Genomic DNA, 26691 nt, shown 5'->3' on the forward strand with positions numbered 1-26691 from the left:
TCTGGAGAAGATGATCAAAACGGCCTGATTATTCTGGATCATTATTGGTTCGTGTAAAAAATCCCCGGCAGACTGGTGGAAGTCTGCCGGGGATTCTTGGTTTAGGCCGTGTGAAAACGGATCAGTACCAGTTGGATGCCTGGGATTGAGCCCAAGCACCACAAGGGGTCCCATAACGGCCCTGGATATAGCCCAGTCCCCAAACAATCTGGGTATGAGCATCAGTCTGCCAGTTGGGACCGGCCGAGGCCATCTTGCTGCCGGGCAATGCCTGAGGAATGCCATAAGCGCCTGATGGGTTGGATGCGTTGGTTCGCCAGCCGGACTCCTTATTCCACAGCTGCACCAGGCAGGTGAACTGGTCTTCTCCCCAGCCGCGGGAGGTGACCAGACCGTGGGCGATGCTTTGGGCTTCGCCCACAGGGACTGTAGTGGTGGTCGAGCCGGCCTGTGCGGGGGTGCCACCGCCGGTGCCCACAAGGACCACCTTGTCGACGGGGACCGTCTTGACGAAAGAGGCGAAGATGTTGCTGGTCAGATGCTTGTTGCCGGCTGCGGTGACCAGGCTAGTGGTCTCCATGACTCCGTTCTGTCCCTCCGTCTTGACCTTGGTGGTCCCCGCCGGGAGGGAGTCGGTCTTCTCTTCAATGGTGTTGAAGGGGATGGGCGACTCGTCCGTTTTGACCTGGGCGCCGGCCCGGTCGATACGGATGACGGTCTTCTCATCGACACGAGTGGTCAGAGAGGGTGTGATCTGGTCTCCAGGCTGCAGAGTGATGTCCCCGGCCTCCAGCACGGATTTGACATCGGTGAAGCCAGTGCCCAGGACCACCTTGTTCTTCCCGTTGATCTGCACACTCACATAGGAGGTGTTCGCGTTAGCGCCGCCCGCACCGTTGCGGATGGCCTGCCTGGTGCTGCCGCGGGACACCGTGTTTACATCTTGAGTGGCTGAATAGGATGTCACGCCTGACTTGGCCGAGTTTTCAGTGGATGTGTAGAAGTCGCGCGAGACGAAGCCTGCGCCAACGACCATGCCGAGAACAGTGACACCGGCAGCCAACCGCAGCCACTGACGCTTGGTCAGAGCCTTGACCGCACTCATCCGTCCTCTACGGTGGTTCGCCATTACTCTCCTCTGTTGGACCGACAGATCCTCAGTGATCAGTCGACTTAACGCTTCCTATCGACCTCATGCTTCCGGTAAGACCGAAAGGGTCACTGGACAAACACATCACTACTTTAGTGCAAATCGGCCGTGGAGCCAACTTGACCGACTCAGGCCTGTGCCGGGGTTGACAGATCGGCCTTGCGTGCCTGGTCGATCAGGTCGTCCAGATCCGAAGACCTGAGCGCACCGGCCTGCTTGAAGATAATCTGGCCCTGCTTGGTGATCATCAGCGTGGGCACCGCTTGGATGTCGGCAGCTGCAGCCAGATCCTGGTTCTGGTCGATGTCCACCTTACCGAAGACGATGTCGGAGTTGGCCTGCGAAGCCTTCTCGAAGATGGGGCCGAAGGCCTTGCAGGGTCCGCACCAGGTGGCCCAGAAGTCAATCAGCACCAGGTCGTTGTCCTTGATGGTTTGTTCGAAGTTTTCCGAAGTAATAGTCGTGGTGGCCATGATAACGCTCCTTGAAGTCGTTTGACTGTCGCGCGGGAAGCTCCCGTGCTTAGCAACCGCTTTCAATCATCAGCATTCCATCAAGGCTGGAGAAAGCGCACGAATATGCTCTGGGTGGAGATGTCCGCCGGGGTCCCGCGGGCGGTCAAGCCTGGTGCGGATAATGGAGCCATGCCAGTGCTGAACGACGAGATTCCCGATGATGACGACTTCGATGCCGATCGCGACCGTGGCGCCTTCTCACATATCACCCCAGAGGACTTCAATCGGGGTTTTTCGGGCTCGAATCCCCCCGGATGGCTGGATCGTGACTCCATCGACCGTGCTCGGCGCTGCCTGCCCATGCCCTATGTGGAGGTAGTTCCGGTTCGCGTGGACGACATGAGTGCAGTCACCCAGGTGGGTACCCTTCTGCGCGTGGATGATCAGGGCAACATCGAGCGCACCCTGATCACCGGACGGATTCTCTATCACGAGACCATCAGGGAGGCTCTGGCCAGAAACATCGCCAAGGATCTGGGCCAGTTGGCCCTGCCCATGCTGCCTGCCAGCCCGCAGCCTTTCACCGTGGCTGAGTTTTTCCCCACGCCAGGGGTTTCGGAGTACTACGATCCGCGCCAGCATGCCATCGCGCTGTGCTATCTGGTGCCGGTGGCCGGGGACTGCAAGCCCCAGGACGAGACCCTGGATGTGGAGTGGATTGATCCCAAGGGGGACATGCTGGAGCCCTTCATGAGCCAGATGCCCGGCGGGCATGGCAAGGTGCTGATGGGCGCCCTGACCTGGGCTGGTGCACTGTGAATCGCGAATCCTTGGAGGCGGGCATGACCATTGCCAATACCGTATATCGTCATGGGGAGGGGCTGCCGCTGGTCCTGGTCCATGCTTTCCCTGTGGACCACCACATGTGGGATCGGTGCGCGGCCTCGCTGATTGCTCAAGCGGATCGTGCGGGTATGACCCCCTTCTCTGTCTATGCTCCGGATATGCCGGGAGCAGGCGAATCCCCCCTGCCTGGGCCGGCTTCCTGTGGTCCGGAAGATTCCGATGGCGCCCTTCCCGGCGCATTGGATGCCATGGCTCAAGCCTTTGTGGGCATGATCGCCGCCACGGGAGCGCAGAAGGCCATCTGGGTCGGACTTTCCATGGGAGGCTATCTGGTCGAGGCCGTAGCCAGGCTTCATCCGCAGATGGTGGCCGGGCTTGCCCTATGTGACACCACCATGCTGGCTGACCGTCCGGCCTCCCGTGCCAACCGGCTGCGGATCGCCCGAACCTGTGAGGTGGAGGGGACGCTTGATCCGGTCATGCACTTCGCCAGGCCCCAGGAGGGCGATTCCACGGTCAAGCGTTCGCCAGCCTTCGTGCGGACCATGACCGAATGGATACAGTCCCAGGATCCCCGGGGCATCGCCTGGCGGGAGCGGATGGCTGCAGGCCGCCCGGATCAGAGCGATCTGGCCGGCCGCATCACGGTGCCCGTGGCCCTGGTCAGCGGCCGCTGCGATCCTTCCAGCCCTCCAAGCACCATGGAGCCGCTGGCTCAGACTATGCGTCAGGCCGGAACCGACGTTACTTTTACCGCCATTGACGACTGCGGACACTTCAGCGCCGTCGAGCATCCGGATCAGGTGGCCGCCGCCTTGCTGAACCTGGTTCGTCGCGCGGGGAGGCAGTCATGAGCGATTCCGGGACGGTCTTCTCCCCGCTGGCACTTACTGGACCCCTGCCCTTCCTGCCCTTGGCTCAGGGAGATGTGGATTATGACACGGCGTCTCGGCAGCAGCCCGGGCTGCTTGACCACCTGCTGGACCAGGACGGCACTGGGGTCATCCTGGTACGGGGCGACAGGGTGGCTGTGCCCAGGGGCAAGGGGGTTCTGGCCGGCCGAACTGGGGCCAGCATCCGTCTGGCCACCCTGCCCGCTGCATATTTGCGAGGTCCTTTGGCGGGCTCGACGGACCGGTTCGAGCTGCCCTGCTACTACCTGGGGAAGGCCGGCCAGCAGGCCTGGCTGGCCCTGGATCTGAATCTTGTCTGTGCACATCGGGCTGTCCAGGCCCCTCTTCGTGATCTGGCTCAGGCTGCGGATCAGCGCTTTGACTGGCTTGCCCTGCGTGAGTATGCCCCACATGGTCGTCCGCGCCAGGTGGGCCTGGCAACCTGTGCGGTCGCTCTGTCCATATGGCATGAACGCCAGGCCTTCTGCCCTCGATGTGGTGCACCGGTCCATCCTTGTCAGGCCGGATGGGCTCAGATTTGCCAAGGGAATGCATCAGGGGACAAACACACGCTCTTTCCCCGCATTGAGCCTGCAGTGATCATGGCTGTTGTGGACGGTCGCGATCGGCTTCTGCTCCAGCACAACCGGAAGTGGGCTCCTGGCTTTCGCTCGGTCACTGCAGGATTCGTCGAGGCTGGGGAGAATCTGGAGCATGCAGTCCGACGGGAGACCATGGAAGAGGTGGGCCTGAACCTAGGCGAGATGCGGTATCTGGGCTCCCAGCCCTGGCCCTTCCCCTCATCGCTGATGGTGGCTTTCAGAGCCAGATCCCTGAATACGAATATCCGAGTGGACGGTGAGGAGACCGATGAGGCCAACTGGTTCACACGGGAGGAATTCGGGGCTGCTCTGGCCTCGGGCCGGTTGCGCATACCCCAGGCGGCCAGTGTGGCCAGGTACATGATTGAGCAGTGGTACGGCAGCGAGCTCTGATTCATTGGGGTGGTGTTGCACCCCCGGACCTGGTCTTGCCGTAAGATATTTCAAGGACTGTAAGCAGCGAAAGGTGTGTTATGGCTATGGAGGAGCAAGAAGAGTCCCGTATCTCTGATGTCGACCAGGCTGAAACAGTGACCATGCCGCCGACGATGGGCAACGGGCCTGATCCTGTGGACCTCTTTGCCGACGAGGAAGCAGAGCGGGCCTTCGGCGCAGGTGTCAGTCATAAGGCTCCTTCGAGCGGTCATCGGGGACGTACCATCCTGGCTCTGTTGCTTTTGGCTGTGCTGATTCTGGTGGGTTGCTGGTTTGGCGTCCGTGCCTTCTTCCGCGATCGGGTGGCCCCTGGCGTCACCCTGGGAGGGCAGGTCATGATGGGCCGGACCAAGGACCAGGTCAAGCAGATCGTCGATCGACAGGTACGTGACTCCCAGGTGGAGATCAAGGGTGAAGGCACATCCGCCAGGGCGGGGCTGAAAGACCTGGGCGTAAGCGTGGATTCGGATGCAACGGTCACCAAGATCATGGATGCCAAGGGCTCCGCAGGCCTCTCCCGGCTGAACCCTTTCCACGGCGAGGCTGTGCCGCTGGTGGCCGAGCGGGATCAGCTGGCCATGGACAAGTATCTGACTGAACATTTCATCCCCCGCCAGGACCGTTCCGCTCCCTCAACCATCGTTTTCGATCAAGGTGCGCACGCCTTCCGGGCCCAGGAAGGTCGCAGCGGTAAGGCGCCTGAGTTGGGCCGCGTGCAGGATGCCGTCTCCTCCTTGATAGACAAGCCCGGCAGGCGTCTGGCCGTAGGGATGGTCTACAAGGATGTGGCCATGCCCATCAGCCTGGACACTGCCAATAAGGTGGCCTCTCAAGCCAACCAACGACTGGCCAAGGATCTGGTCATCAAGGGTGCTGATAATGACCTCATGACCATTCCTGCCGCCACCGTGGCCACCTGGGTCAAGCCAGTTACCGATCTGGACAAGGGGACCATGGAGCTGGGCTTCGATCGGCAGGCCATCAACCAGTATCTGGACCAGGAGCTGGCCCGGCAACTGAACAGGGATATGGTTACCGCCGTCAATGTCAAGAACACCAAGGGCGATGTGGTGGCCGAGACCACCAAAGGAGTGGACGGTGTCCGGGTCAAGGACGTGTCCGCCACTGCAGACTTGGTTGTCAAGGCATTGGAACAGGGCGATACGAACCCAGTACAGGCGAGCGCCGAGATCACACCCCACAAGGAGCAGACCCGTGTGGCCCGCTACGACGTGCCGGACGGCGACATGTGGATTCAGGTCAACCTCAGTGACCAGACCGCCACCGCCTACCACGGCACCACCCAGGTCAAGACCTTCCCCATATGCTCAGGCAAACCCGCTGACGGGAGATGGTCCGACACCGGCACCTTCTTCATTTATCTGCGCTATCCGGTTCAGACCATGCGCGGGGATGGCTACGTTTTGCCCAATATCACATGGGTCTCCTACTACAACGGCGATGAGGGCTTCCACACGGCCAATTGGAACTCTACCGGCATCGCCAAGGGCGACCCTGCCCTATACGGATCCCACGGCTGCATCAATATGTATGAGCAGGATGCCAAGTGGGTCTTTGACAACGCTCCGATCGGGACCATGGTCAAGGTGGTGGGACAGGCTCCGTCGGGTTCGGCCCGCTAGGAGCACTTGCTGCGGCAGACGGCCGAGTAGGCTGGAACCATGAGTGATGAACACAGTGATGGGACTTCCCGTTTGGACGTGCCCGAACACCTGCGGTATTCCCAGGATCATGTCTGGATCGACCCCAGCCAATCCCCGGCGCCCATGGGCGTGACCGAGTATGCGGCGGACCAGCTGGGAGACCTGGTTTTTCTGGACTTGCCCGAAACCGGCACACACGTCGATGCCGGCGATGAGGTCATTGAGTTGGAGTCCTCCAAGGCTGTTGAGCCGGTGGTCTGTCCAGTGGCGGGTACTATCGCCTACGTCAACAGGGCGGCCTCGGACGATCCGGAGGTCATCAACTCCGACCCCTATGGGGAAGGCTGGATAGCCAAGATCGACCTGGAAGACGATGAGCCCGACTTGATGAGCGCCGAGGAGTACGGTCAGCTGCTGAAGAGCCTGAACTGACGGTTTAGCTATGACCAGGCGATCCGGCCGCAATGGAGGGCCCCTGCGGGTCCGATCGGTCAGCACCACCTTCGATTCAGCCGCGCCCGGGGAGGACATCGAGAGCAGACCAGCTCCGGTGCGTCTGTTGCGTCGCCTGATTACTGGCGCCTTCGACCTCTGGGTGGGGTTGTCCATCAATATGACCGGGCGCCTGGGCTGGTCGGCCGACGTCCAACCCTATGTGGGCTACGGTACCGAGTCATACTCCCGGCTGATATGCCGTACCATTCTGACCGACGGCCGCAGACGCGCAGATCCCGCCATTCGGGGTATCCGCGGCCTGCTGACCGTACCCGCGCCCAGGACCAGGGTCAGGCTGGCCATTGACAGCACGGCCATCGGAAGGGTCCAGGTGGGCGATTCCTCGGTCTACGATGCCGTGGATCCAAGCCGCAGCCTGAGTGCGGATGCCGTCTTCTCCGACCGATCGGGCTACCTGGATCTGGTGGCCGAGCATCGGCTGACCCCGGGCGTGCACCGGGTCTCCTACCAGGTGCGGAGCCGCCGGCCCGTCGACGCGCCTTTATACATCGTGCCCGGTCAGACTCCTGTCGGCGTCATATCCGACGTGGACGACACCATCATGATCAGCCAGGTGCCCAATCATTGCAAGGCTGCCTGGAACCTGCTCCTGTCAGACCCGCACCGCCGGTCCTCGGTGCCGGGCATGGCCGTGCTTTACAACCGCATCCGCGATCTGGACCCCCGGATGCCTTTCTTCTACCTGTCGGCCTCGCCCTGGAATGTGGAGGGATCCATACGCGCTTTCATCCGCGACCACGGCTTTCCGGCTGGCCCCTTGCTGCTGCGAGATCTGGATCCCAGGCCCAAGACCTTCGTACCCTCCATCGTGCAGCACAAGATGGAGTTCATCCGCCAGCTCATGGCCGACTTTCCCAAGATGCGCTTCGTGCTCATGGGCGACGACGGGCAGAGCGACCCCTCCACCTTCGCCCAGGTGGTACGGCAATATCCGGGCCGCGTCCTGGCCATTGGCATCCGTCAGCTGAGTCCTCAGGAAACCGGGCTGGGAACCTTGATCAAACGCACTGCCACCCAGCCGATGCCAGTGACGGAGGTGCCGGTCTTTTACGGGACCACAGGCGCCAATTTGATGCGAACCCTGCTGCCCTATCTGCGTCGTTGTGCCCGAATATAATCGCCCCATGAGTTTTTCGGCCGTCAATCCCGTTCCTCCACGTGCACAACGCCGTCCCTCTGATCGATGCTTCCATGGGGATCACTTCGAAGATCCTTACGAGTGGATGCGCAACCGTGAGGATCCGGCCACCAAGGCCTATGTGCGTGATCAGAACCGATACTGCCAGGAACGGCTTGCCGGTCAGGAGGGTTTGCGGGCCACCCTGCTCAAGGAGTTCACCGACCGGGTGCTGCAGACCGACATGTCGGTGCCCACCCGGATGCACGGCTACTGGTACTTCTCCCGGACGCTCGAGGGCCAGGAGTATGGGGTGCAGTGCCGCCTGCCGGTGCGCGATCAGGATGATTGGGATCCTCCCGCTGTCCAGGCTGATGCGGCGCCTGGATCCATGCCGGGCGAGGAGGTCATCTTCGATGCCAACGCCGAGGCCAAGGGGCATGACTTTTTCTCCCTGGGGTGCCTGGACCTGAGCGCCGACGGCCGGTGGATGCTCTATGGACTGGACACCAAAGGCAATGAGCGCTACGACCTGCGCATCCGGGATTTGGCCGAGAACCGAGACCTGCCTGATCGGATCGACCAGGTCTCCTCCGGGGCAGTGCTGACCCCCGACGGCAGCTGGGTCTTCTACACCGGCCTGGACAAGGCCTGGCGTCCGGACACGGTCTGGAGGCATAAGGTGGGCACCTCGGCCGATAAGGATGTCATGGTTTACCAGGAGGACGATGAGCGCTTCTGGGTGGGGCTGGGCCTGAGCTATGACGAATCCGCCATGCTGATTGCCACCGGGTCCAAGACCACCAGTGAGGTGCTCATGCTGGACCTGAAGGATCCGCAGGGTGAGTTTGTGCCCTTGATCCCCCGCAAGGAGGGGGTCGAGTACGACATCAGCCTGGCCCGGTTCGAAAATGCCGGTCCGGCGGGGGAGGACCTGCCGGTGGCCGTGGTTTACCACAACGTGGACAACCCCAACTTCGAGGTGGACCTGATCGATCTGCGCAGCCACCGTCCGCCCTTCCGCCTGGGAGAGGGGGTGCGGCTGGCACAGGGCAGCCCCTATGGCTGCGAAGGCTCCGGAGATCTGTCCTCTCTGCCGCCCGAGAAGCCTTATCGGGACCCGAGCAATCCCGCCATCCTGCAGGGCGCTCGCGGGCTGGGCATCGAAGGGTTGGGCATCCACCGCAGCTTCGTGGTCCTGACCTACCGGGCCGACAGCCTGCCCCACATGGCCGTCATCGCCAAGGACCAGGCGTTGGAGGACCTGCGGGCGGGTCGGCCCTGGCGCTTCCGTGAGGTCCTGCCCGACCGGGCCAAGAACGGCATTGACCGTCTCTACAGCATCGGCCCCACGGACAACCCCTCCTACCAGGCTCCCGGGCTGCGCTACATCCGGGGCAGCTATGGAACCCCAGCCGAGTTGCGGGAGCTGGATCCGGTCCGGGGTGTGGATCGGCTGCTCAAGCGGGCTCAGGTTCTAGGCGACTTTAAACCCGAGCGCTACGCCGAGCGTCGAATTCTGGTCCGCGTCAGGGATGGGGCCCTAGTGCCGGTCTCGCTGGTCTGGCGGCGGGGCATGCATCCGGCGCTGGACGCCAGCGGGAGGACCGGGCCCGATGACACGGTCATCCAGGCTCCCGACCATCCCGAGCGCCGTTCTTGGCCGGACCAGGATCCGGACAGGTCTGCCCCCATGTTCATCACCGGGTATGGGGCTTACGAAATCAGCCAGGACCCGGGCTTTTCCACCGGTCGGCTCAGCCTGCTGGACCGGGGAGTGCTCTACGCCGTCCCACATGTGCGCGGCGGCGGGGAGATGGGCCGCGCCTGGTACGAGCAGGGCCGCCGGCTACACAAGGTCAATACCTTCTTGGACTTCATCGACGTCACTGCCGCTCTGCAGGCTCAGGGTTGGGCGGATCCCCGTCATACCGTGGCCAACGGCGGGTCGGCCGGCGGGCTTCTAATGGGGGCCGTGGCCAATATGGCCCCTCAGCTCTATGCCGGCATCGAGGCGGATGTGCCTTTTGTGGATGCGCTGACCAGCATCCTGGATCCGAACCTGCCGCTGACCGTGACCGAATGGGACGAGTGGGGAGACCCCCTGCATGATCAACAGGTCTACCGGTATATGCGTTCCTACTCGCCCTACGAGAACGTTCCTGATGCTGATAGTAGACGCCGGCTCTTCGGCGGCGACCACTTCCCTGCCATCCTGGTGACCACATCCATGAACGACACCCGCGTGCTCTACGTGGAGCCGCTCAAGTGGGTGGCCAGGCTGCAGGAGCCGCAGGTGGGGGCCGATGCGCTGATCAGAATCGAGGTCCAGGCAGGCCACGGGGGTATTAGCGGACGTTACCGGCAATGGGAGGAGCTGGCCTTCGAGAATGCCTGGTGCCTGTCCATCATGGTCCCCGAAAGCCGCTGATCCTGGTCTGTCCGGGATTCGGTCGGGGTCATGAAAGGGCCTTGGCTGGCTCGTTATGCTCGGGGTATGACAAATAGCAAGCAGAAAACATATCACATTGCGGTCATTGCCGGTGACGGCATCGGCAAGGAGATCGTACCCCAGGCACAAGCCGTCCTGGAAAAGGTGACCCGGGGCAAGGCTGATATCCGTTATGAGGATTTCGACCTGGGCGCTGAGCGTTACCTGCGCGATGGAGCCGTTTTGCCCGACGAGGATCTGGACAGGCTCAAGCAGCAGGATGCCATCCTCTTGGGGGCCATCGGCGACCCGCGGATCAAGGCCGGCATCCTGGAGCGTGGACTGCTGCTTAAAATGCGTTTCGAACTGGATCAATACGTCAATCTGAGGCCTTCCAAGCTCTACAAGGGCGTGGTGTCGCCCCTGGCCAATCCGGGAGACATCGATTTCGTAGTCGTGCGGGAGGGCACCGAGGGGCTTTACGCCGGGGCCGGCGGTTCCATTCGCCGGGGCACCCCCCAGGAGGTGGCCACCGAGGTCTCCATCAATACGGCTTACGGAGCGGAACGGGTCATCCGCTATGCCTTCCAGCTGGCCATGAAGCGTCGCCGCCGTCTGACCCTGGTCCACAAGAAGAATGTGCTGACCAACGCAGGGGACATGTGGCAGCGGCTGGTGGATCAAGTGGGCCAGGAGTATCCCGACGTGGAGCGTGAGTACCTGCACATCGACGCCTCCACCATATTCATGGTGACCGAGCCCAGCCGCTTTGACGTGATCGTGACCGACAACCTCTTCGGAGACATCCTCACCGACGAGGCGGGGGCTGTGGTGGGGGGCGTTGGTTACTCGGCCTCCGGCTGCATCAACGCCTCGGGCACCTACCCATCAATGTTCGAGCCCATCCACGGGTCCGCCCCTGACATCGCCGGTAAGGGGATTGCCAACCCCACGGCGGCCATTCTCTCGGCGGGTATGCTCCTGGATCATCTGGGCTTTGAGAGCGAGGCGGCCAGCATTGAGCGTGCTGTGGAGGACGATATCGAGCGGTCCGGCTCCACCCAGCGGAGTACGGAGCAGATTGGCAAGGATATTCTGGCCCGGCTGTAATCGGGCCGGATGGCGGCTAGACTGGAGGGCATGACTATGGATGATGCCCCTCAGCCGGGCGACCGGCAGTCCAACGATACGCCGACAGGAAATCCTGGTTTCGGCACCTCCCCATCCCCGCAGGTACCGCCTGAGCATCGGGATCCTGTCGGCGGGGATACCCCTGCCGGTGCAGCGCAGCCGGACCATTCTGGCCCAGGCGCAGCTGACGGTCGGCGGCAGACTGCGGGCTATCCAGCGGGCCATGACGTTGGCGGCGGGAATCAGAATCCGTATCAGGCCGGTCAATATCCCACTAGCCAGTATCCCCATGGCGGGTATCCGACAGGGCAGAGGTACGATGCCGGATACCCGTTTGCCCCTCAGAATGGCGGCCAAAATCCTGGAGCCTATCAGACGGGGCCCTACCGGCCTAATCAGTATCCGACCGCCGGTTATCCAACAGGTCAGCAATATCCTGCTGGGCAGTATTCAGATGGCCGTTATACTGACGGACAGTATCCTGGCGCTCAGAATCCACAAAGGCCCTATCAGCCGGGACCGGGCTATCCCGGCCAGTATCCGGCTGGTCAATACCCCCAGGGCGGGTATCCGGGCAATCAATACCCGATGGGCCAGTATCCCGGCAATCAGTATCCCGGCGGGCAGTATCCTCCCCAGACTTCCATGCCCTGGCCCTACCCGGTCATGCCCCAGGGCGGGTACCCGGGGGCAATGCCCAACGGCAGGGGAGCCTACCCGATATCGCCCACCCCGCACAGCAAGCTGGCAGCCGGGTTACTCAGCATCTTTCTGGGATGCTTCGGCGTGGGCAACTTCTACCTGGGCAGGACCGGCCGGGGCGTGGCTCAGCTCATGCTCACCCTGATCGGCTTCCCCTTCTTCTTCATCGGGCCGACCATCGCCATGATTTGGGGGCTTATCGAAGGCATCCTGATTCTGACATCCTCGGCTGGCTCCTTCTGGCATCGTGACGCTCGCGGATGGGAGCTGACGGATTGAATCCGGCCTGTCTGCGCGGCGTCGGCAAGCAGATGGGCGGCAAACTGGCGGCCGTAACCCTGACCCTGGGCCAGGGATCCGACTCGCGTCCGGTCATTTCCTCATGCAGGATTGACGGCGACTTCTTCGCTGAACCAGCCCCGTCAGCCTCTCAGGAATCCGGAGGGGTTCATGGGCCGGTATCCCGGCTGGAATCCGCAATCTGCGACCTCCCGTTGCCTTTGGACCCTGGTTTGGCTCTGGAAAAGCTGGACAGGGTCATGGCAGAAGGGGACGGTCAACGGGTAGTCGGTGTGTCCCCATGGACCCTGGTGACCGCTCTGGAGCGCGCTCTGCCTGATGGGTTGGTTATCCAAAGACAGGGGAAGTCCGACCAGCTGCCGTCAGCCTCGGACCAGACCTCTTCCAGGCGGTCTCAGACGGACGAGGCCGAATGCCGCCGCCGTTGGTCTGGCCTAAAACTGGACCTGATCAGGGACAGTCCACGTCAGCCGGTCATGCAGATGGCCATGGATCAGGCTCTTAATGATGCCGTGGCTCAGGGCCAGCTGCCACCCACCCTGCGCATCTGGAACTGGTCGGCACCGGCGGTGATCCTGGGGCGCTTCCAGTCCCTGAGCAGAGAGGTCCACGTCGAGCGGGCGCGCAGTCTGGGCTTTACCCTGGTCCGCCGCTGCACCGGCGGTGGCACCATGGTCATTCAGCCCGAGCGGGCCATTACCTATTCCCTCTATCTGCCCTTGGACTTTGTCAAAGGAACCGACCTGATCGACTCCTATCGGATCTGCGACTATTGGCTGGTCCGTGGTCTGCGAATGCAAGGGATTCGGGCTGGTTGGCAGGGCATGAATGACATCGCCTCCCCGCTGGGCAAGATGGGGGGCGCCGCTCAGAGAAGGCTGCCAGCAGGCTCCTACGGACCGGGCGGGTTGCTCCACCACACCACGCTTTCTTATTCGGTGGATGCCGATCTGATGGCCCAGGTGCTTAACGTGGACCCGGAGAAGTTCCATGACAAGGCCGTAACCTCGGTCAGAAGCCGGGTGGATCCCATCGGCAGGCAGACCAGTCTGTCCCGTCAATCCCTGATCGATGCCCTTCTGGATACCCTGCCCTCCCTGGTGGGGAATCTGCGCATCTCTAAGCCTGCGCCCGAGGTCGAGCAGCGAGCCCGCACTTTGGCCCGGCAGCGATACGGCCGTGAGGAGTGGACCGCCCAGATCGCCTGACCGGGCAAGGGGGTTGATGTGTGTGGGTATAATCGTGCTCAGTCGCGTCGAACCTGGCGTGAGGTCACAACCATACGCGAGTCGGTGCAGACCCGCCAGACATGGCAAAAAGGAGTGCGGAGTATGGCGGTTCACAAGCCCAATGAGATTCCCGATGACGGGAACGCCCTCAGGCAGACCGCCTTATTCAAACAAGTGCCCAGGCTGGACGCCGACCAGCTTTTGGGTACCATGCACGAGTCCACATACGCCAAGGGGTCCACGGTCTTTCGACAGGGTGACACCGACCACCGCATGTATCTGCTGGAGGAGGGCCGGGTCAAGCTGGTCCGCCAGTCGCCCGACCGTCGCATCCAGCTGCTCAGCATCCACGGGCGCGGGGAGATCCTGGGCGAAATTCCCGTCTTTGACCCTTCCGGCGGGCCGCGTACAGCCTCCGCCGTGGTCATGGTCAACAAGACCAAGGTGGCGGCACTGGACCACGATACCCTCTTCGACTGGCTCAACCAGCATCCCAAGGTGGCTGTGGACATGCTTCAGGTGCTGGCCCACCGTCTGCGGACCGACAACGAGCGCATCTCCGACCTGGTCTTTCTGGACGTGCCGGCCCGCCTGGCCAAGACCCTGCTGGATCTGGCCACACGCTTTGGCGAGCCCTTCGAGCAGGGGCTGATGGTCCCCTACGATCTGACTCAGGAGGAGCTGGCCCAGCTGGTCGGCGCCTCACGGGAGACCGTCAATAAGGCCCTGATGGACTTCTCCAACCGGGGATGGATCTCTCGCAAGGGCCGTACCATCATCATCTTCCAGCCTGGACCGCTGATTCGACGCTCGCGCATGTAAGCGCCACTGTTCGGTAGAGCCGACGGCCTAGGATGGAGACCATGCCCGAACAAAAGAAATCCATGTCGGTCAGGCGCTTCTTCACGCTGCTGCTGGCTTACCTCATCTTCTGCATCGCAGGTGGCGTGGTCGTCTCTGGTTTCCTGTCTCCCGTTGTCTTCGGCATCAACGCCGCTTCCAGGAATCTGATGCCTGCACTGAAGACGGACAACATCGACTTCAACGTGAACGATCTGCCGCAGCAGTCTCGCCTCTACGCCTCCGACGGGCATACGGTCATCGCCACCTTCTATGCGCAAAACAGGATTGTGGTGCCCATCAAGGACGTTTCCGGGTACATGCAGAAGGCTGTGGTAGCCCGCGAGGACCGTCGTTTCTTCGAGCATGCCGGCGTGGACACCCAGGGCGTGCTCAGGGCCTTCATCCAGACCTACATCAAGCAGGGCGACACCCAGGGCGGCTCCTCCCTGACCCAGCAGTACGTCAAGAACGTGCTCATGAGCCAGGCTGCGGAGAACAACGACCCCATCGCCGAGTACCATGCCCAGGAGGAGACCATAGCCCGCAAGATGAGGGAGATGTTGATTGCGGTGCAGATGGAGAAGAAGTACTCAAAGGCCGAGATTCTTCAAGGGTATTTGAACATCGCTCAGTTCGGCACCAACGTCTACGGGGTTGAGTCGGCGGCCAGGCGCTACTTCAGCAAGTCGGCCAAGGACCTGGATCCGGGCGAGGCCGCGACCATCGCCGCCGTGACCAAGAATCCCGCCCGCTTCGATCCCACCGTCAACGTCAAGGCATCTCAGGAGCAGCGGGACATCGTCCTGGATCTGATGCGCCAGGAGAACTACATCACCCAGCGCCAGTATGACGAGTACAAGGCCAAGCCGCTGGATCAGATGCTGCATGTGCAGTCCGCGGACGCCGGCTGCCAGGCGGCTGGGGACGCGGCCTTCTTCTGCGACTACGTGACCAAGCAAATCCTCAACTCCAAGGAGTTTGGCAAGAGCCAGGAGGAGCGCAACAAGCTCCTCAAGGAGGGCGGTCTGGACATCTACACCACAATGGACGTCAACGCCAACGCTGCAGCCATGAAGGCGGCCCGGGACACCATCCCCGTGGATGATCCGACCGGCTTTGAGGTCACGATGGCGGCCATTCGCCCGGGCACCGGCGAGGTCCTGGGCTTCGGCATCAACCGCATTTACGATGCCACCCAGAACTCCGGCGGCGGCACCCGCACGGCCATCAACTATGCAGTGGACCAGCAGGACGGCGGCGGCTGGGGTTTCCCCGTGGGCTCCTCCTGGAAGCCCATCAACATGGTGGCCTGGATGAAGGCCGGCAAGTCCATCAACCAGCCCCTGCGCACATCCACCAGCTACCCAGAGACCACATTCGCCTGCACTGAGGCTGACGGCACCCCTTACGGGTTCGGCACTGGCAGCTGGCATGTGGAAAATGCAAGCGGCGGCACCACCTCGCCGGAGACCCCCCTGCAGGCCCTGATCCGCTCGCACAACACCACCCAGGCCTCCATGGCCCAGCAGATCGGCCTGTGCAGCATAGCGGATACAGCCAAGGACATGGGCTACCACAATTCGCCCAAGGACCAGATGGACATCCACTCGGCCAACAGCTTCCAGCCGCCTATGGTGATCGGAGCGGTCCAGGCTTCCCCCCTGACCATGGCCAATGTCTTCGCCACCATTGCCGCCAAGGGCGTGGCCTGCAGCCCCATCGCCATGACCAAGGTGGTCGACAAGAACAATCGGTCCATCAAGGTGCCCAAGGCCAATTGCCATCAGGCCATTGACCCGGGCATCGCCGAGACCACCGCCTATGCCATCAACCAGGGCGTGGTCCAGCCCGGAGGTGTGGCGTCCGTGGCCCAGCTGGACGGGGGCCGCAAGACCTTTGCCAAGACGGGCACCCATGAGGACAAGTACATGCTGACCGGCGGATTCGTACCCCAGGTGGCTGCCTTCGTCACTGTGGGCAATGCGGAGGGCCAGGTCTCCTTCAACAACAAGACCATCAACGGACGGTTCTTCCACATCTGGGACGGCGTATCCATCGCCGCCCCGGCCTGGAAGGACTTCATGAACACCTACCTGGCCGCAGCCAATATTCAGCCGGACAACTCCTATGGCAATCCCGATCCTCGCTTCACCGGCGGGGTCCAGCAGTCTCAGCCATCCCAGCAGCTCCAGCAACGGTCCACGGGCAGACAGTGACAGACCTGTCGTCACGGCCAAGGGGAACAACAAGGGAACCAGAGGGGCCAGTCCGGAGCGATCACAGACGGTGGATTCGCCAGAGGACCAGGGCCTGTGCCTACAATAGTGACCATTAGGGATTCGTCAACGGGCGGACCACGAGGGGTGCGGCCGCCCGCCGGGAGAGGCAGGAACTGATGGTCCAGGAATATTCGGAGCTGGATGACAAGGCCCCTCGGGCCGACGGCCGGGTCAAGGAAGATCAGGCAATGCCAGGACCAGTGAGCGGCTCTGGCAGGCTGGATGTGTCCAAACCGATCCGGCCCTTTGAGTCGGGTGTCGCCGACGGCAGCAAGAAGTCTGGCAAGGCGATCAAATCCTTCAAGAAGGGCAAGAAGGATAAGAGAGACAACAAAAAGGCTGGGAAATCAAAGTCAGGCAGAAGGCGGGAGAGGGCCCTGCCCGCGCTCTTCCAGCCCATGGAACTGCGAGATCAGCATATCCGCAACAGGATCTGGATGCCGCCTATGGACACCTATTCGGTCCTGCGGCACGACGGAGTTCCTACCAACTTCCATTATCAGCACTATGTGTCTCGAGCCCTGGGTGGCTTCGGAGTCGTCATCGGGGAGGCCACGGCCGTAGATCCCCAGGGGCGGATCTCGCCCTGCGATGTAGGGCTGTGGAACGACGAGCAGACCAGGGCCTGGCAGGGCATCGTCCGGGATGTCAAGGCCGCTGGAGCGGTTCCTGTCGTTCAGCTCAACCACTCGGGGCGCAAGGGCTCCTCCGGATGCTCTTCCATGGGCTATATCAATGCCACTGTGCCCGTGGCCGAGGGCGGCTGGCAGCCCGTAGGCCCCAGCCCCATCGCCTTTGGGAAGATGGCGGTCCCGGTTCAGCTCTCGCGGGCTCAGATAGCCTCCATTGTGGCTGATTTTCGCTCTGCTGCGGTAAGAGCCGTTCAGGCTGGCTTCCTGGGAGTGGAGCTGCATGCCGCCCACGGCTACCTGCTCTCCCAATTCCTCGACCCCCTGATCAACCGACGCAACGATGAATACGGAGGGGACCTTTCTGGCAGGATGCGCCTGCTGATCCAGGTGACCGATGCCGTGCGCGAGGTCATTCCCTCGGGCATGCCCCTGCTGGTGCGCATGTCCGCCACTGACTGGGCCACTGGCGGATGGGGCCTGGACGAGACCATCCGTACTGCCAAGGTGCTCAAGCTGCACGGGGTGGATCTGATTGACGTTTCCACCGGGGGTCTGGTGCCAGGCGTGGAGATTCCGGCCGCCCCCAACTACCAGGTGCCTTTCTCCTATCAGGTGCGCAGCCAAGTGCTGATTCCCACCACGGCGGTGGGGCTGATCACCAAGCCCAGGCAAGCCGACCGGATTGTACGCAAGGGCTTGGCTGATGCGGTCGAGATTGGTCGAGCCAGCCTGCGTGACCCCTACTGGCCGCTCAGGGCCGCCTATAAACTGGGACTGTCCGCTCAGCAGACCCCTTACCCTGAGCCTTACAGGCGCGGGGCCTACGGCATCGCACGCTGAGAGCAGCCATGGACGCTGTTCGCGGCGGAGTAAGGACCATTGTGGTCATGCCCACCTATCAGGAGGCTGACAACATCGGGGTGACCCTTCCTCAGCTGCTTGCCTGCTGTCCTGAGGTTGATGTCCTGGTCGTAGACGACAGCTCGCCGGACGGCACTGGCGCTATGGCCGAGGATATGGCCAGCCGTGATCCTCGCGTGCATGTCATCCATCGGAATGCCCGTCGTGGGTTGGGTCCAGCCTACATACAGGGGTTCCGCTGGTCGTTGGAGCACGGCTATGACCTGATCTGCGAGATGGACATGGACGGCTCCCATCGGCCCCAGGATCTGGCCAGGATGCTGGCGGTGGCCCGAGGCCATGCACATCCGGGCCTGGTCATCGGCTCGCGCCGGGTGCGCGGAGGCCGCACTCAACATTGGCCCTGGTATCGGGATCTGATCTCGCGTGTGGGATCCTGGTATGCACGCATCGCCCTGGGGTCCTCCGTACGGGACATGACTGCCGGCCTGAGGGTCTATCGAGCGGACGTGCTGAGGCGGATCGATCTGGGAAGGGTTCGATCCAGCGGCTACGTCTTCCAGGTGGATATGCTGCGTCGAGTCCAGGCCATGGGCGTTAGCGTGGTCGAAGTGCCTATAGTCTTCGTGGAGCGGGTTCGCGGCAGCTCGAAGATGGATACGGGGATTGTTCTGGAGGCCATGGCCCAGGTAACCCTGTGGGGACTTGAGCGGTTGACTCGTCGAAACTGACATTGGGTTACATTCGTGTTCGCTTTCTTAAGCGACCCTGCAGGCATCTTTTGGAGATTTGAAGGATCAATTACGCCTTGATGAATAGATTCCTGCAAGAGCTTTGGCTGGCTTCAGGTGTATGGAAGAATGGTTCCAGCGTCGAAGAAATGTCGTTTTTTCGCCCCTGCTTGGTAATGGCGACCGCAGTCCGATTACCAGCTTGCCAATTTGGGCGAATGTGTGCGATAATGTTCGAATGATATCGTCACAACGCCAACACCTGATATTGAACCGGTTGCGTACTCGTGGCGCAGTCCGTATTACCGCCCTCTCCAAGGAGCTGGGCGTCTCAGCCATGACCATTCGCCGGGACATTGCCGACCTGGCAGACAAGGGCCTGCTCAAAAGGGTCCACGGAGGGGCCGTCACCACCAGCTCGCTTCTGGCTGAGCCGCTCTTCTCGGTCAAGTCACAGATGGACATGGGTCTCAAGGACACCATCGCCCGTCGTGCCATCGACTATGTCTCGCCGGGCGACGTCATCGCCATCGGGGGCGGGACCACGGCCTATGTCTTCGCCCAGCACCTCCTGGAGAGTCGTCAGTGCGCCGGGGTGACCCTGCTGACCAATTCCATTCCTGTGGCCGAACTGGTCCAGGCCATGGAGAGCAAGGACGTGGAGGTTATCGTCACCGGCGGCGTCATCACCCGGTCCAACTCTCTGGTAGGCCCCATTGCAGACAAGGTCATCGCCTCCTTGCGGGTAAACACGGTCTTTCTGGGCACCCACTCGGTCTCCATTCCTCGTGGCTTCCTTATGCCCAATTCCCTGGAGGCGGCTACGGATATGGCCTTGATGGACATCGCCGACCGGACCATTATCCTGACCGACCACACCAAGTGGAGCTGCACATCCCTGTCCCTGTTCGCCTCCTTCGACCAGGTGGACACCGTCATCACCGACGACCAGCTGGACCAGGAGTCGGCCGAGGCCACCCGGTCCCTTGTCAAGCGGCTGGTTCTGGTGCCGGTCAACCCCGAGGAGGGACAGGCTCAAGACGGGTCCTCCGACGGGTCCGGGCCTGAGGCCGGGGAAGCGGACCATGCCGGATGAGCGGGCAACCATTCAAAGATGCGCCGGTTGCCATAGCGGGTTGTCATGGATTGTCAATCATCACGGACGATGAAGGAGCAGCATGAAGTCAGAGCAGTATGTCCCCCAGCGGTATGTTCCCGGCGACTATGCCAGAGAGCACATCCGCATCACCCCCACCAGGCTGGCCGACGGGCGTCGGTTTTTCTACTTGGATGATGATCACGAGTATGTCTCCGGCCGCAAGACGAGACGCCTGGATGACCCTCGTCCGCTGACCGACCGGTTCGCTCCCCATCAGGATCAGGAGGGCAGGATGGTGCCCTTCCAACCGCCGCAGATGCGCCGGGATCCTCTGACCGGAGACTGGATCCCCATGGCTACGGCTCGTATGAACCGGCCCATCACCGCCGGTCCCCAGGCCACCGCCAAGGGCAACCCCCTGGCCGCCAGAAAGCCCGGAGACCCCTACCAGGATGGGGAGATTCCCGATGTGGACTACAACGTGGCGGTCTTCGAGAACCGCTTCCCCTCCATGATGCAGGTGCCCAATACGCAGGCGGCCGACCAGTCCTCCCTGGTGGACGGCAACCCCCTATGGCCGGTGCGCGAGGCCAACGGACGCTGCGAGGTGGTCTGCTTTGATCCTGACGAGCACGCGCTGCCTGCCGATCTGCCGGTTTCCCGTCTGCGGACGGTGGTGGAAGCCTGGGCCTTCCGGACTGCAGAGATCTCGGCCATGGAGGGCATCGAACAGATTTTCCCCTTCGAGAATCATGGGCAGGAGATCGGCGTCTCCCTTGCCCACCCTCATGGACAGATCTACTGCTATCCCTTCATCGCCCCCCGGCTGGAGCAGGAGTTGAGGCAGTGCGCCGACTACCGTGAACGCACCGGCGGCAACCTCTTGGCGGACATCCTCAAGGCTGAGCTGGATTCCGGTCGACGTGTCGTCTTCCGCAACGCCACCTGGGTGGCCTACGTGCCCGCCGCTGCCCGCTGGCCCCTGGAAGTCCACATGGCCCCTGTGCGCGACGGGATCCTGAGCCTGGACCAGTTGAACGACCAGGAGCGCTGGGATTTGGCCGTCATGTATTCCACCCTGCTCAAGCGAGGCAACGCCTTCTTCGACAAGGGCGACGGCAAGGGGATGGACCTGCCCTACATCGCCGCCTGGCATCAGGCCCCGCTGCACGATCCGCGGCGGGAGGACTACCGGCTCAACCTGCAGTTCTTCTCCTTCCGTCGTGCCGTGGACAAAATCAAGTATCTTGCCGGGTCTGAGTCGGGCATGGCCGCTTGGGTTTCAGACACCACCCCCGAGCGGATTGCCGACCGTTTCCGCCAGCTGGGGCCCTTGGATCTGGAGAAGGGAGAGAATCAATGACGACCACAGTCGAATTCATACAGCCCTGGACCCAGGGTGCTGACGGCCAAGGAGCCACCAAGGCCCGGGAGCTCTTCCAAAAGGTCTATGGCTTGGATCCCCAGGGCGTCTGGAGCGCCCCCGGGCGGGTTAATCTCATTGGCGAGCACACGGATTACAACGCCGGTCTCTGCCTGCCCATCGCCCTGCCCAATCGTACCTATGTGGCCGCAAGCCCCAGGACGGACAGCCGGGTCCGTCTGGTCTCCAGCATGGATCCGGAGCATCCGGTCCAGGCTGACTTGGATGGTCTTCAGGCCCGGGGAGTGAGCGGCTGGGCAGCCTATCCGGTCGGCGTGGCCTGGGCCCTGCAGCGGGATGGCTTTCCTCAGGTTCGAGGGTTCGACCTGGCCCTGGCCTCCTGCGTGCCGGTGGGATCCGGATTGAGCTCCTCGGCGGCCATGACCTGTGCCGTGGCCCTGGCCCTGGATGACCTGTTCGGTTTGGGACTGGGAGGTAACGAGGCTGGTCGGGTCAGGCTGATCCAGGCCGCCATCACTGCGGAGAACGATATGGCTGGCGCCTCCACAGGTGGCATGGATCAGAGCGCCTCCATGCGGTGTCGATCCGGTTGTGCCCTGCGGCTGGACTGCCGGCCGGAGCTGGATGCCATGAGCAACGTGCGCCAGGTTCCCTTCGATCTGCAGTCTGCGGGCCTGGAGCTGTTGGTCGTCGACACCAGGGCCCAGCACCAGCTCAACGATGGCCAATACGATCAGCGGCGGGCCACCTGTGAGCAGGCTGCGCATCTACTGGGAGTGGCCAACCTGCGCCAGGTGGCAGACCAGGTCAATGGGGCCGCAGATCCCCCGTCCGCCCTGGCTGCCCTGCTGGAGCAGCTGCCCGATGACATCATGCGTCGGCGGGTCCGTCATGTCATCAGCGAGATAGGGCGGGTGGACCGCTTCGTCGAGGCCTTCGGCAGGGGCGATTACGTCTTGGCCGGCCGCCTGTTCAACGCATCCCATGACTCCTTGAGGGACGACTACGAGGTCACCTGCCCGGAGTTGGATGAGGCTGTGGATGCGGCACGTCAGGGCGGGGCCTACGGAGCTCGCATGACCGGCGGCGGGTTCGGGGGATCCATCATCGCCCTTGCTGACGCCGGCAAGGGTTCCGATCTTGCGTGTGACATTGCGGAACGATTCGCCTCCAAGGGATTCAAAGCCCCCAGAGCCCTGATTGCCCTGCCCTCCTCGGCGGCCGCGCGCGAATCCTGAATCCAGACTGTAGACCTCTACGACCCTGCTTCTCCCGGCGCTCCTCTAAGCTGGGGGAGCGGGGTCCCGGTTTTCAGGGGTCTAGTCAAGGGCGAGGTGGATGAGGAGGACGGCCATGGACAAGGCGATCATCACGGTGGTGGGCAAGGATGCCATTGGCATCATCGGCAAGGTCTGCACAGACCTCTCCCAGCAGGGTGTCAATGTGCTGGACATTTCGCAGACCATTCTGGACGGCTTCTTCACCATGATGATGATTGTGGACTGCACCGCCTGCAGGGATGATTTCGATGCACTGAGCCAGCGGATGGAATCTTTGGGCGAGGACATCGGGGTCTCCATACGCTGCCAGCGCGAGGAGATCTTTACCAGGATGCACCGGGTCTGAGGAGGCAGCCATGATCACACGTGACGAGGTCCTGGAGACCAACGACATGATTGACCGGGAGCGCCTGGACGTGCGCACCATCACTATGGGCATCAGCCTGTTGGACTGCGCCAGCCAGGATGTGGACATGCTCTGTCGGAACATTCATCGCAGGATCGTCTCCCTGGCCGGCGACCTGGTGTCCACTGGGGACTCCATCGCCCGCGAATACGGCATTCCCATCGTCAACAAGCGCATCACCGTCACCCCCATCTCTCTGGTGGCCGCCGGAGCCTGCCACACCGTGGAGGATTATGTAACCGTGGCCAAGGCCCTGGATCGCTCGGCCCAGGAGGTCGGGGTCAACTTGATTGGTGGTTACTCGGCCCTGGTCGGCAAGGGCATGACCCCGGCCGAGCGGCTCTTGATCAAGTCCCTGCCCAGGGCGCTGAGCCAGACGGAACGGGTCTGCGCCAGCGTCAACGTGGGCTCCACCAGGACGGGCATCGATATGGATGCCGTAGCCCTTATGGGCCGGGTCGTCAAGGCCACCGCCGAGAGCACCGCCGACTCGGACAGCTCGGGCTGCACCAAGCTGGTGGTCTTCTGCAACGCCCCGGACGACAACCCCTTCATGGCCGGCGGTTTCCACGGGGTCAGCCAGGGGTCGGCCGTCATCAACGTGGGGGTTTCCGGGCCCGGCGTGGTCAAGACCGCCCTGGAATCAGCCAAGGGAGCGGACTTCGGACAGCTCTGCGAGACCATCAAGCGCACGGCTTTCAAGATCACCCGGGTGGGGCAGCTGGTGGCCCAGGAGGCCAGCCGTCGCCTGGACGTGCCTTTCGGGATCATCGATCTGTCCCTGGCGCCCACCCCTGAGGTGGGGGACTCGGTGGGCGAAGTCCTGCAGACCATGGGCCTGGAGCAGGTGGGCGCCCCAGGTACCACTGCGGCCCTGGCCATCCTCAACGATCAGGTCAAGAAGGGCGGCATCATGGCTTCCAGTTCGGTGGGCGGGCTGTCCGGGGCCTTCATTCCCGTGTCCGAGGATGCCGCCATGATCCAGGCTGCGCAAGAGGGGAGCCTGACCCTGGAGAAGCTTGAGGCCATGACCTGCGTCTGCTCGGTGGGGCTGGACATGATCCCCATCCCCGGGGACACCTCTGCGGAGTCCATTGCCGGCCTTATCGCCGACGAGGCGGCCATCGGCATGATCAACCAGAAGACCACCGCAGTCAGGGTCATTCCTGTCATCGGCAAGAAGGTGGGTGAGTGGGCCGAGTTCGGCGGGCTCATGGGCGGCGGCCCGGTCGTGCCCGTCAATACCCGCTCCTGCGCAGACTTCGTCAATCGGGGCGGACACATCCCGGCGCCCATCCACAGTTTCAAGAACTGAGCGTGCACGCATGATTCAGCGGTCGCCGGGTTCGGGTCCGAACAGGAGGATGTCGTCGGGCCGGTAGTTGACCTCGATGTAGAGCTTGCCGGCCTGGTCGACGCCGGCTTGGTTGCACAGGCGGCCCAAGACTTAGCTGATGAGTTTCGCCATAAGTGTTTCAACCAGCCCAGATCCCTGTCCGACGTGGCATCCTCCAGAGCCCGGTCAGAGGTCTGAAAGTGGCTTTGTCCACCTCGGCCGTGCTGGCCATCGCCGATTTTAGCGAAGGAGACAGCACGGCCGAGGTTTTCCTATGCACGAAGGGGCTCACGGAGCCGTGAACCATGGAACCGCAGATGGGATTTATTCAGTGTCCCAGTTTTCCCAGAGGCGTCCGTCGAAGTCCAGACGGCCCAGCTTGTTCGATGCCCAGTTCCCTTTGGACTTGAGGATTGTGACCCCTCCCACGGTGTAATCTTTTATCAGGAGGCCTTCATGGTCCCTTACCTGGTTTCCTATGGTGACTGGCCTGCCTGATGGGTCTGTGAAGGCTGTGAAGTTGTTCATATGACCTTCAGGGCTCATCTTATTCCATGATTCCACATGCAGCCCGTCGATTGTGACCCGCTTCATCCCTTCCAGAGCGTAAATCCGGATGACGCAGTTGACCATGCCTTCCACGTTCGTGTTGACGAAACTGACATCCGTCATTTCCTGCGTGGTGTCAGCCGTAGCTGTCGAATCCACGTCAATGATGGAAGGAGAAGAGTTGAAAATACAATGGTTCTTGGTCCACCGCCACCACATCCTGTTGTGGATGACATCGGTATTGCTCACCTGGATTCTGCTTATCGTCCGGGGTCCCCACCCCCACTGGAAGACCGGTCCGTTCTCCACCTTCCAGATGACATTGTTGTCGACGCTGACATCGGAGTGATAGAGCTTGATAACATCATCATTGGAATGGAGGAAGGAGTTGCGCAGACTGCTGCCCTTATAGAGTTCGAGCCCGTCCGTTTGCCAATACCAACCGCCGACCTGCTGGTAGTTGTTCACCTCCATCTGGAAATCCCCGTCTTCATTGCCATACATGACGAAACTGTGGTATGGGGGTGTCGCCACGGTGATTCCCCGCATGAGCAGGGTCTGTTTGGGGCCGGATTGGGGCGATTGGAACTGAAGCATCTTCACGCAGCTGCTCCAACAGTTCCCCTTGCCTGCAGCAAGGTGCTTGTAACCATCCGTGGTGTCGGCCTCGTAGACGTATTGCTCACCGGACAGTACCCCGTAACCGGTGATTCTGAAGTCAGTATCACTGGTTGACAGGAATTTGAAAGCCCCTTTGACATAGGCTCCGGGGGCCAGGTATATCCATCGGACGTTTGCAAGTTCGCTGCGGTATTGGCCGCCCATGTAATAAGTGCCCGGCGCGAAGTAAAGGGTGTCCACATGATCGGGCAGGCTCTCAAGCTCCTCTCTGGTCAGTTTGCCTGGCTTGGGTAAGTAGACGTTCTCGGCTTCCTTGTCCGGAACCAGGCCGTCTTCCCTGCTTGTGTCCATCTTGGGTTGGGCGAAGACCATCATGGCGTTGCGGGGTTCGGTCTCCACGCGGCTGGCCCCGCCGGCCGGGCTCATGGTCAGGTGGCCGGATCCTGCCGTGTTGTCGTTGTAGACGGTCACCTGCTGGGGCTGGAATTCCACCGAGAACCGGTAACCGGTCCGGGCGTAAGGAACAGTGATCCGTACCGTATGATCGTCCACCAGCTTTTTGTCGAAGCCCAAGCCTGTTGGTCGGATGGTCACCTGGTCGGCAGAATTGATGGTCTGGCCAGTGTCCAGACTTACCTCGATCAAGGCATCGGCTGCATACTCGAAGGTTGACCAGGACATGCTCATGTCGTTGTTGGCGGCGAACTCGGCACCGTCTTCCTCTGTGTAGCCGATTTTGGAGTTGCCTGATCGAGGCAGGCTGAGGTAAGTGAAGGAATCGAACTTATTTGCGGGGGTTTTTGCCGGGGCCACCTTCATGGAGTAGAAGGGGGACTGGCGGACGGCCTGGTCCTTGACGGGGGCGTCCGCCTGCTTTTCGGCATTATCCTGCCACCAGGTGTGGAGGGTTTCCGTATCAGCCGTCTTGGCACCTCGCGAAAAGGGGAGGCGAATGGAACCTGCGGCCGGCCCACTCGGAATCAAGGCCGCTCCTACAATGGCCAGGGCGGCCACCATAGCACCTATCGTCACTGCCAAGAGGATCCATCTATGTCCAGGTCTGTCCTCGTGATCCATCTTCTTATCCTCTTTTCCGTTCTCGGGTTCTTTCTCCATTCTGTTTATTTGTTTATTTGTTGTTGTTGAGGTTGACTCCGATGGTGTCCATGTTCTTTTGGAAGGAGTTGTAGACGTCCTGT

The 26691-nt window shown here is 61.9% G+C and carries 22 protein-coding genes; 19 read left to right on the forward strand and 3 right to left on the reverse strand.

Annotation, left to right across the window (positions count from 1 at the left end; all coding sequences use genetic code 11):
* Positions 1-121: 121 nt before the first annotated feature.
* Both H3T90_RS06795 and trxA read right to left on the reverse strand, forming a co-directional pair.
* Positions 122-1129 carry a resuscitation-promoting factor gene (locus tag H3T90_RS06795; protein ID WP_121912552.1) on the reverse strand — a complete coding sequence of 336 codons (1008 nt, stop codon included), beginning with the start codon at positions 1127-1129 and terminating at the stop codon, positions 122-124.
* A gap of 149 nt (positions 1130-1278) precedes the next feature.
* Positions 1279-1623, reverse strand: a complete 345-nt coding sequence (gene trxA, locus H3T90_RS06800; RefSeq protein WP_110412466.1) for a thioredoxin — start codon at positions 1621-1623, stop codon at positions 1279-1281.
* A 171-nt stretch (positions 1624-1794) separates the two neighbouring features.
* Between trxA and H3T90_RS06805 the strand changes: the two genes are divergently transcribed.
* The 19 genes from H3T90_RS06805 to H3T90_RS06895 all read left to right on the forward strand — a co-directional run bounded on the left by H3T90_RS06805 (position 1795) and on the right by H3T90_RS06895 (position 24301).
* Entirely contained in the window at positions 1795-2424 is a 630-nt protein-coding gene (locus H3T90_RS06805) for an NUDIX hydrolase family protein (protein ID WP_198230052.1), read from the forward strand.
* 23 nt (positions 2425-2447) lie between these two features.
* Positions 2448-3305 carry an alpha/beta fold hydrolase gene (locus H3T90_RS06810; protein WP_198230017.1) on the forward strand — a complete coding sequence of 286 codons (858 nt, stop codon included), beginning with the start codon at positions 2448-2450 and terminating at the stop codon, positions 3303-3305.
* Positions 3302-4339, forward strand: a complete 1038-nt coding sequence (gene nudC, locus H3T90_RS06815) for an NAD(+) diphosphatase (RefSeq protein WP_198230018.1) — start codon at positions 3302-3304, stop codon at positions 4337-4339. Before H3T90_RS06810 ends, nudC begins: the two co-directional genes overlap by 4 nt.
* 86 nt (positions 4340-4425) lie before the next feature.
* Positions 4426-6024: a L,D-transpeptidase gene (locus H3T90_RS06820; protein WP_198230019.1), complete on the forward strand. Its 1599-nt coding sequence runs from the start codon at positions 4426-4428 to the stop codon at positions 6022-6024.
* A 39-nt stretch (positions 6025-6063) separates the two neighbouring features.
* Positions 6064-6477, forward strand: a complete 414-nt coding sequence (gene gcvH, locus H3T90_RS06825; RefSeq protein ID WP_045935082.1) for a glycine cleavage system protein GcvH — start codon at positions 6064-6066, stop codon at positions 6475-6477.
* A 10-nt stretch (positions 6478-6487) separates the two neighbouring features.
* Complete coding sequence (locus H3T90_RS06830; protein WP_198230020.1) at positions 6488-7678, forward strand: App1 family protein phosphatidate phosphatase; 1191 nt, start codon at positions 6488-6490, stop codon at positions 7676-7678.
* Positions 7679-7685: 7 nt separating this feature from the next.
* Complete coding sequence (locus H3T90_RS06835; RefSeq protein WP_198230021.1) at positions 7686-10109, forward strand: S9 family peptidase; 2424 nt, start codon at positions 7686-7688, stop codon at positions 10107-10109.
* A gap of 66 nt (positions 10110-10175) precedes the next feature.
* Positions 10176-11219 (forward strand): 3-isopropylmalate dehydrogenase, encoded by a 1044-nt coding sequence (locus H3T90_RS06840; protein ID WP_046322529.1) that lies wholly within the window; start codon positions 10176-10178, stop codon positions 11217-11219.
* A gap of 30 nt (positions 11220-11249) precedes the next feature.
* Positions 11250-12221: a TM2 domain-containing protein gene (locus tag H3T90_RS08925; RefSeq protein ID WP_232350619.1), complete on the forward strand. Its 972-nt coding sequence runs from the start codon at positions 11250-11252 to the stop codon at positions 12219-12221.
* Complete coding sequence (locus tag H3T90_RS06850; protein ID WP_198230022.1) at positions 12203-13450, forward strand: lipoate--protein ligase family protein; 1248 nt, start codon at positions 12203-12205, stop codon at positions 13448-13450. The genes H3T90_RS08925 and H3T90_RS06850 overlap by 19 nt, the downstream gene beginning before the upstream one ends.
* A gap of 123 nt (positions 13451-13573) precedes the next feature.
* Complete coding sequence (locus H3T90_RS06855) at positions 13574-14293, forward strand: Crp/Fnr family transcriptional regulator (RefSeq protein WP_046322531.1); 720 nt, start codon at positions 13574-13576, stop codon at positions 14291-14293.
* 41 nt (positions 14294-14334) lie between these two features.
* Positions 14335-16530: a transglycosylase domain-containing protein gene (locus tag H3T90_RS06860; RefSeq protein WP_046322533.1), complete on the forward strand. Its 2196-nt coding sequence runs from the start codon at positions 14335-14337 to the stop codon at positions 16528-16530.
* Positions 16531-16709: 179 nt separating this feature from the next.
* Positions 16710-18065, forward strand: a complete 1356-nt coding sequence (locus H3T90_RS06865; RefSeq protein WP_198230023.1) for an NADH:flavin oxidoreductase/NADH oxidase — start codon at positions 16710-16712, stop codon at positions 18063-18065.
* Between the two features lie 8 nt (positions 18066-18073).
* Positions 18074-18817, forward strand: a complete 744-nt coding sequence (locus H3T90_RS06870) for a polyprenol monophosphomannose synthase (protein WP_198230024.1) — start codon at positions 18074-18076, stop codon at positions 18815-18817.
* Between the two features lie 220 nt (positions 18818-19037).
* Positions 19038-19913 (forward strand): DeoR/GlpR family DNA-binding transcription regulator, encoded by an 876-nt coding sequence (locus tag H3T90_RS06875; protein WP_183122163.1) that lies wholly within the window; start codon positions 19038-19040, stop codon positions 19911-19913.
* Positions 19914-19995: 82 nt separating this feature from the next.
* Positions 19996-21279, forward strand: a complete 1284-nt coding sequence (galT, locus tag H3T90_RS06880) for a galactose-1-phosphate uridylyltransferase (RefSeq protein WP_198230025.1) — start codon at positions 19996-19998, stop codon at positions 21277-21279.
* Positions 21276-22538, forward strand: coding sequence for a galactokinase (gene galK / locus H3T90_RS06885; RefSeq protein ID WP_198230026.1), 1263 nt, complete (start codon positions 21276-21278; stop codon positions 22536-22538). Before galT ends, galK begins: the two co-directional genes overlap by 4 nt.
* Positions 22539-22653: 115 nt before the next feature.
* Positions 22654-22926 carry an ACT domain-containing protein gene (locus tag H3T90_RS06890; protein ID WP_015021435.1) on the forward strand — a complete coding sequence of 91 codons (273 nt, stop codon included), beginning with the start codon at positions 22654-22656 and terminating at the stop codon, positions 22924-22926.
* 10 nt (positions 22927-22936) lie between these two features.
* Positions 22937-24301, forward strand: a complete 1365-nt coding sequence (locus H3T90_RS06895) for a PFL family protein (protein WP_198230027.1) — start codon at positions 22937-22939, stop codon at positions 24299-24301.
* A gap of 345 nt (positions 24302-24646) precedes the next feature.
* On the opposite strand, the gene H3T90_RS06900 is transcribed toward H3T90_RS06895, so the two are convergent.
* On the reverse strand, positions 24647-26524 hold the full coding sequence (locus H3T90_RS06900) for a family 49 glycosyl hydrolase (protein WP_332468246.1): 1878 nt from the start codon (positions 26522-26524) through the stop codon (positions 24647-24649).
* Positions 26525-26691: the final 167 nt, after the last annotated feature.

The organism is Bifidobacterium polysaccharolyticum (assembly GCF_016101585.1).
Lineage (GTDB): Bacteria > Actinomycetota > Actinomycetes > Actinomycetales > Bifidobacteriaceae > Bombiscardovia > Bombiscardovia polysaccharolytica.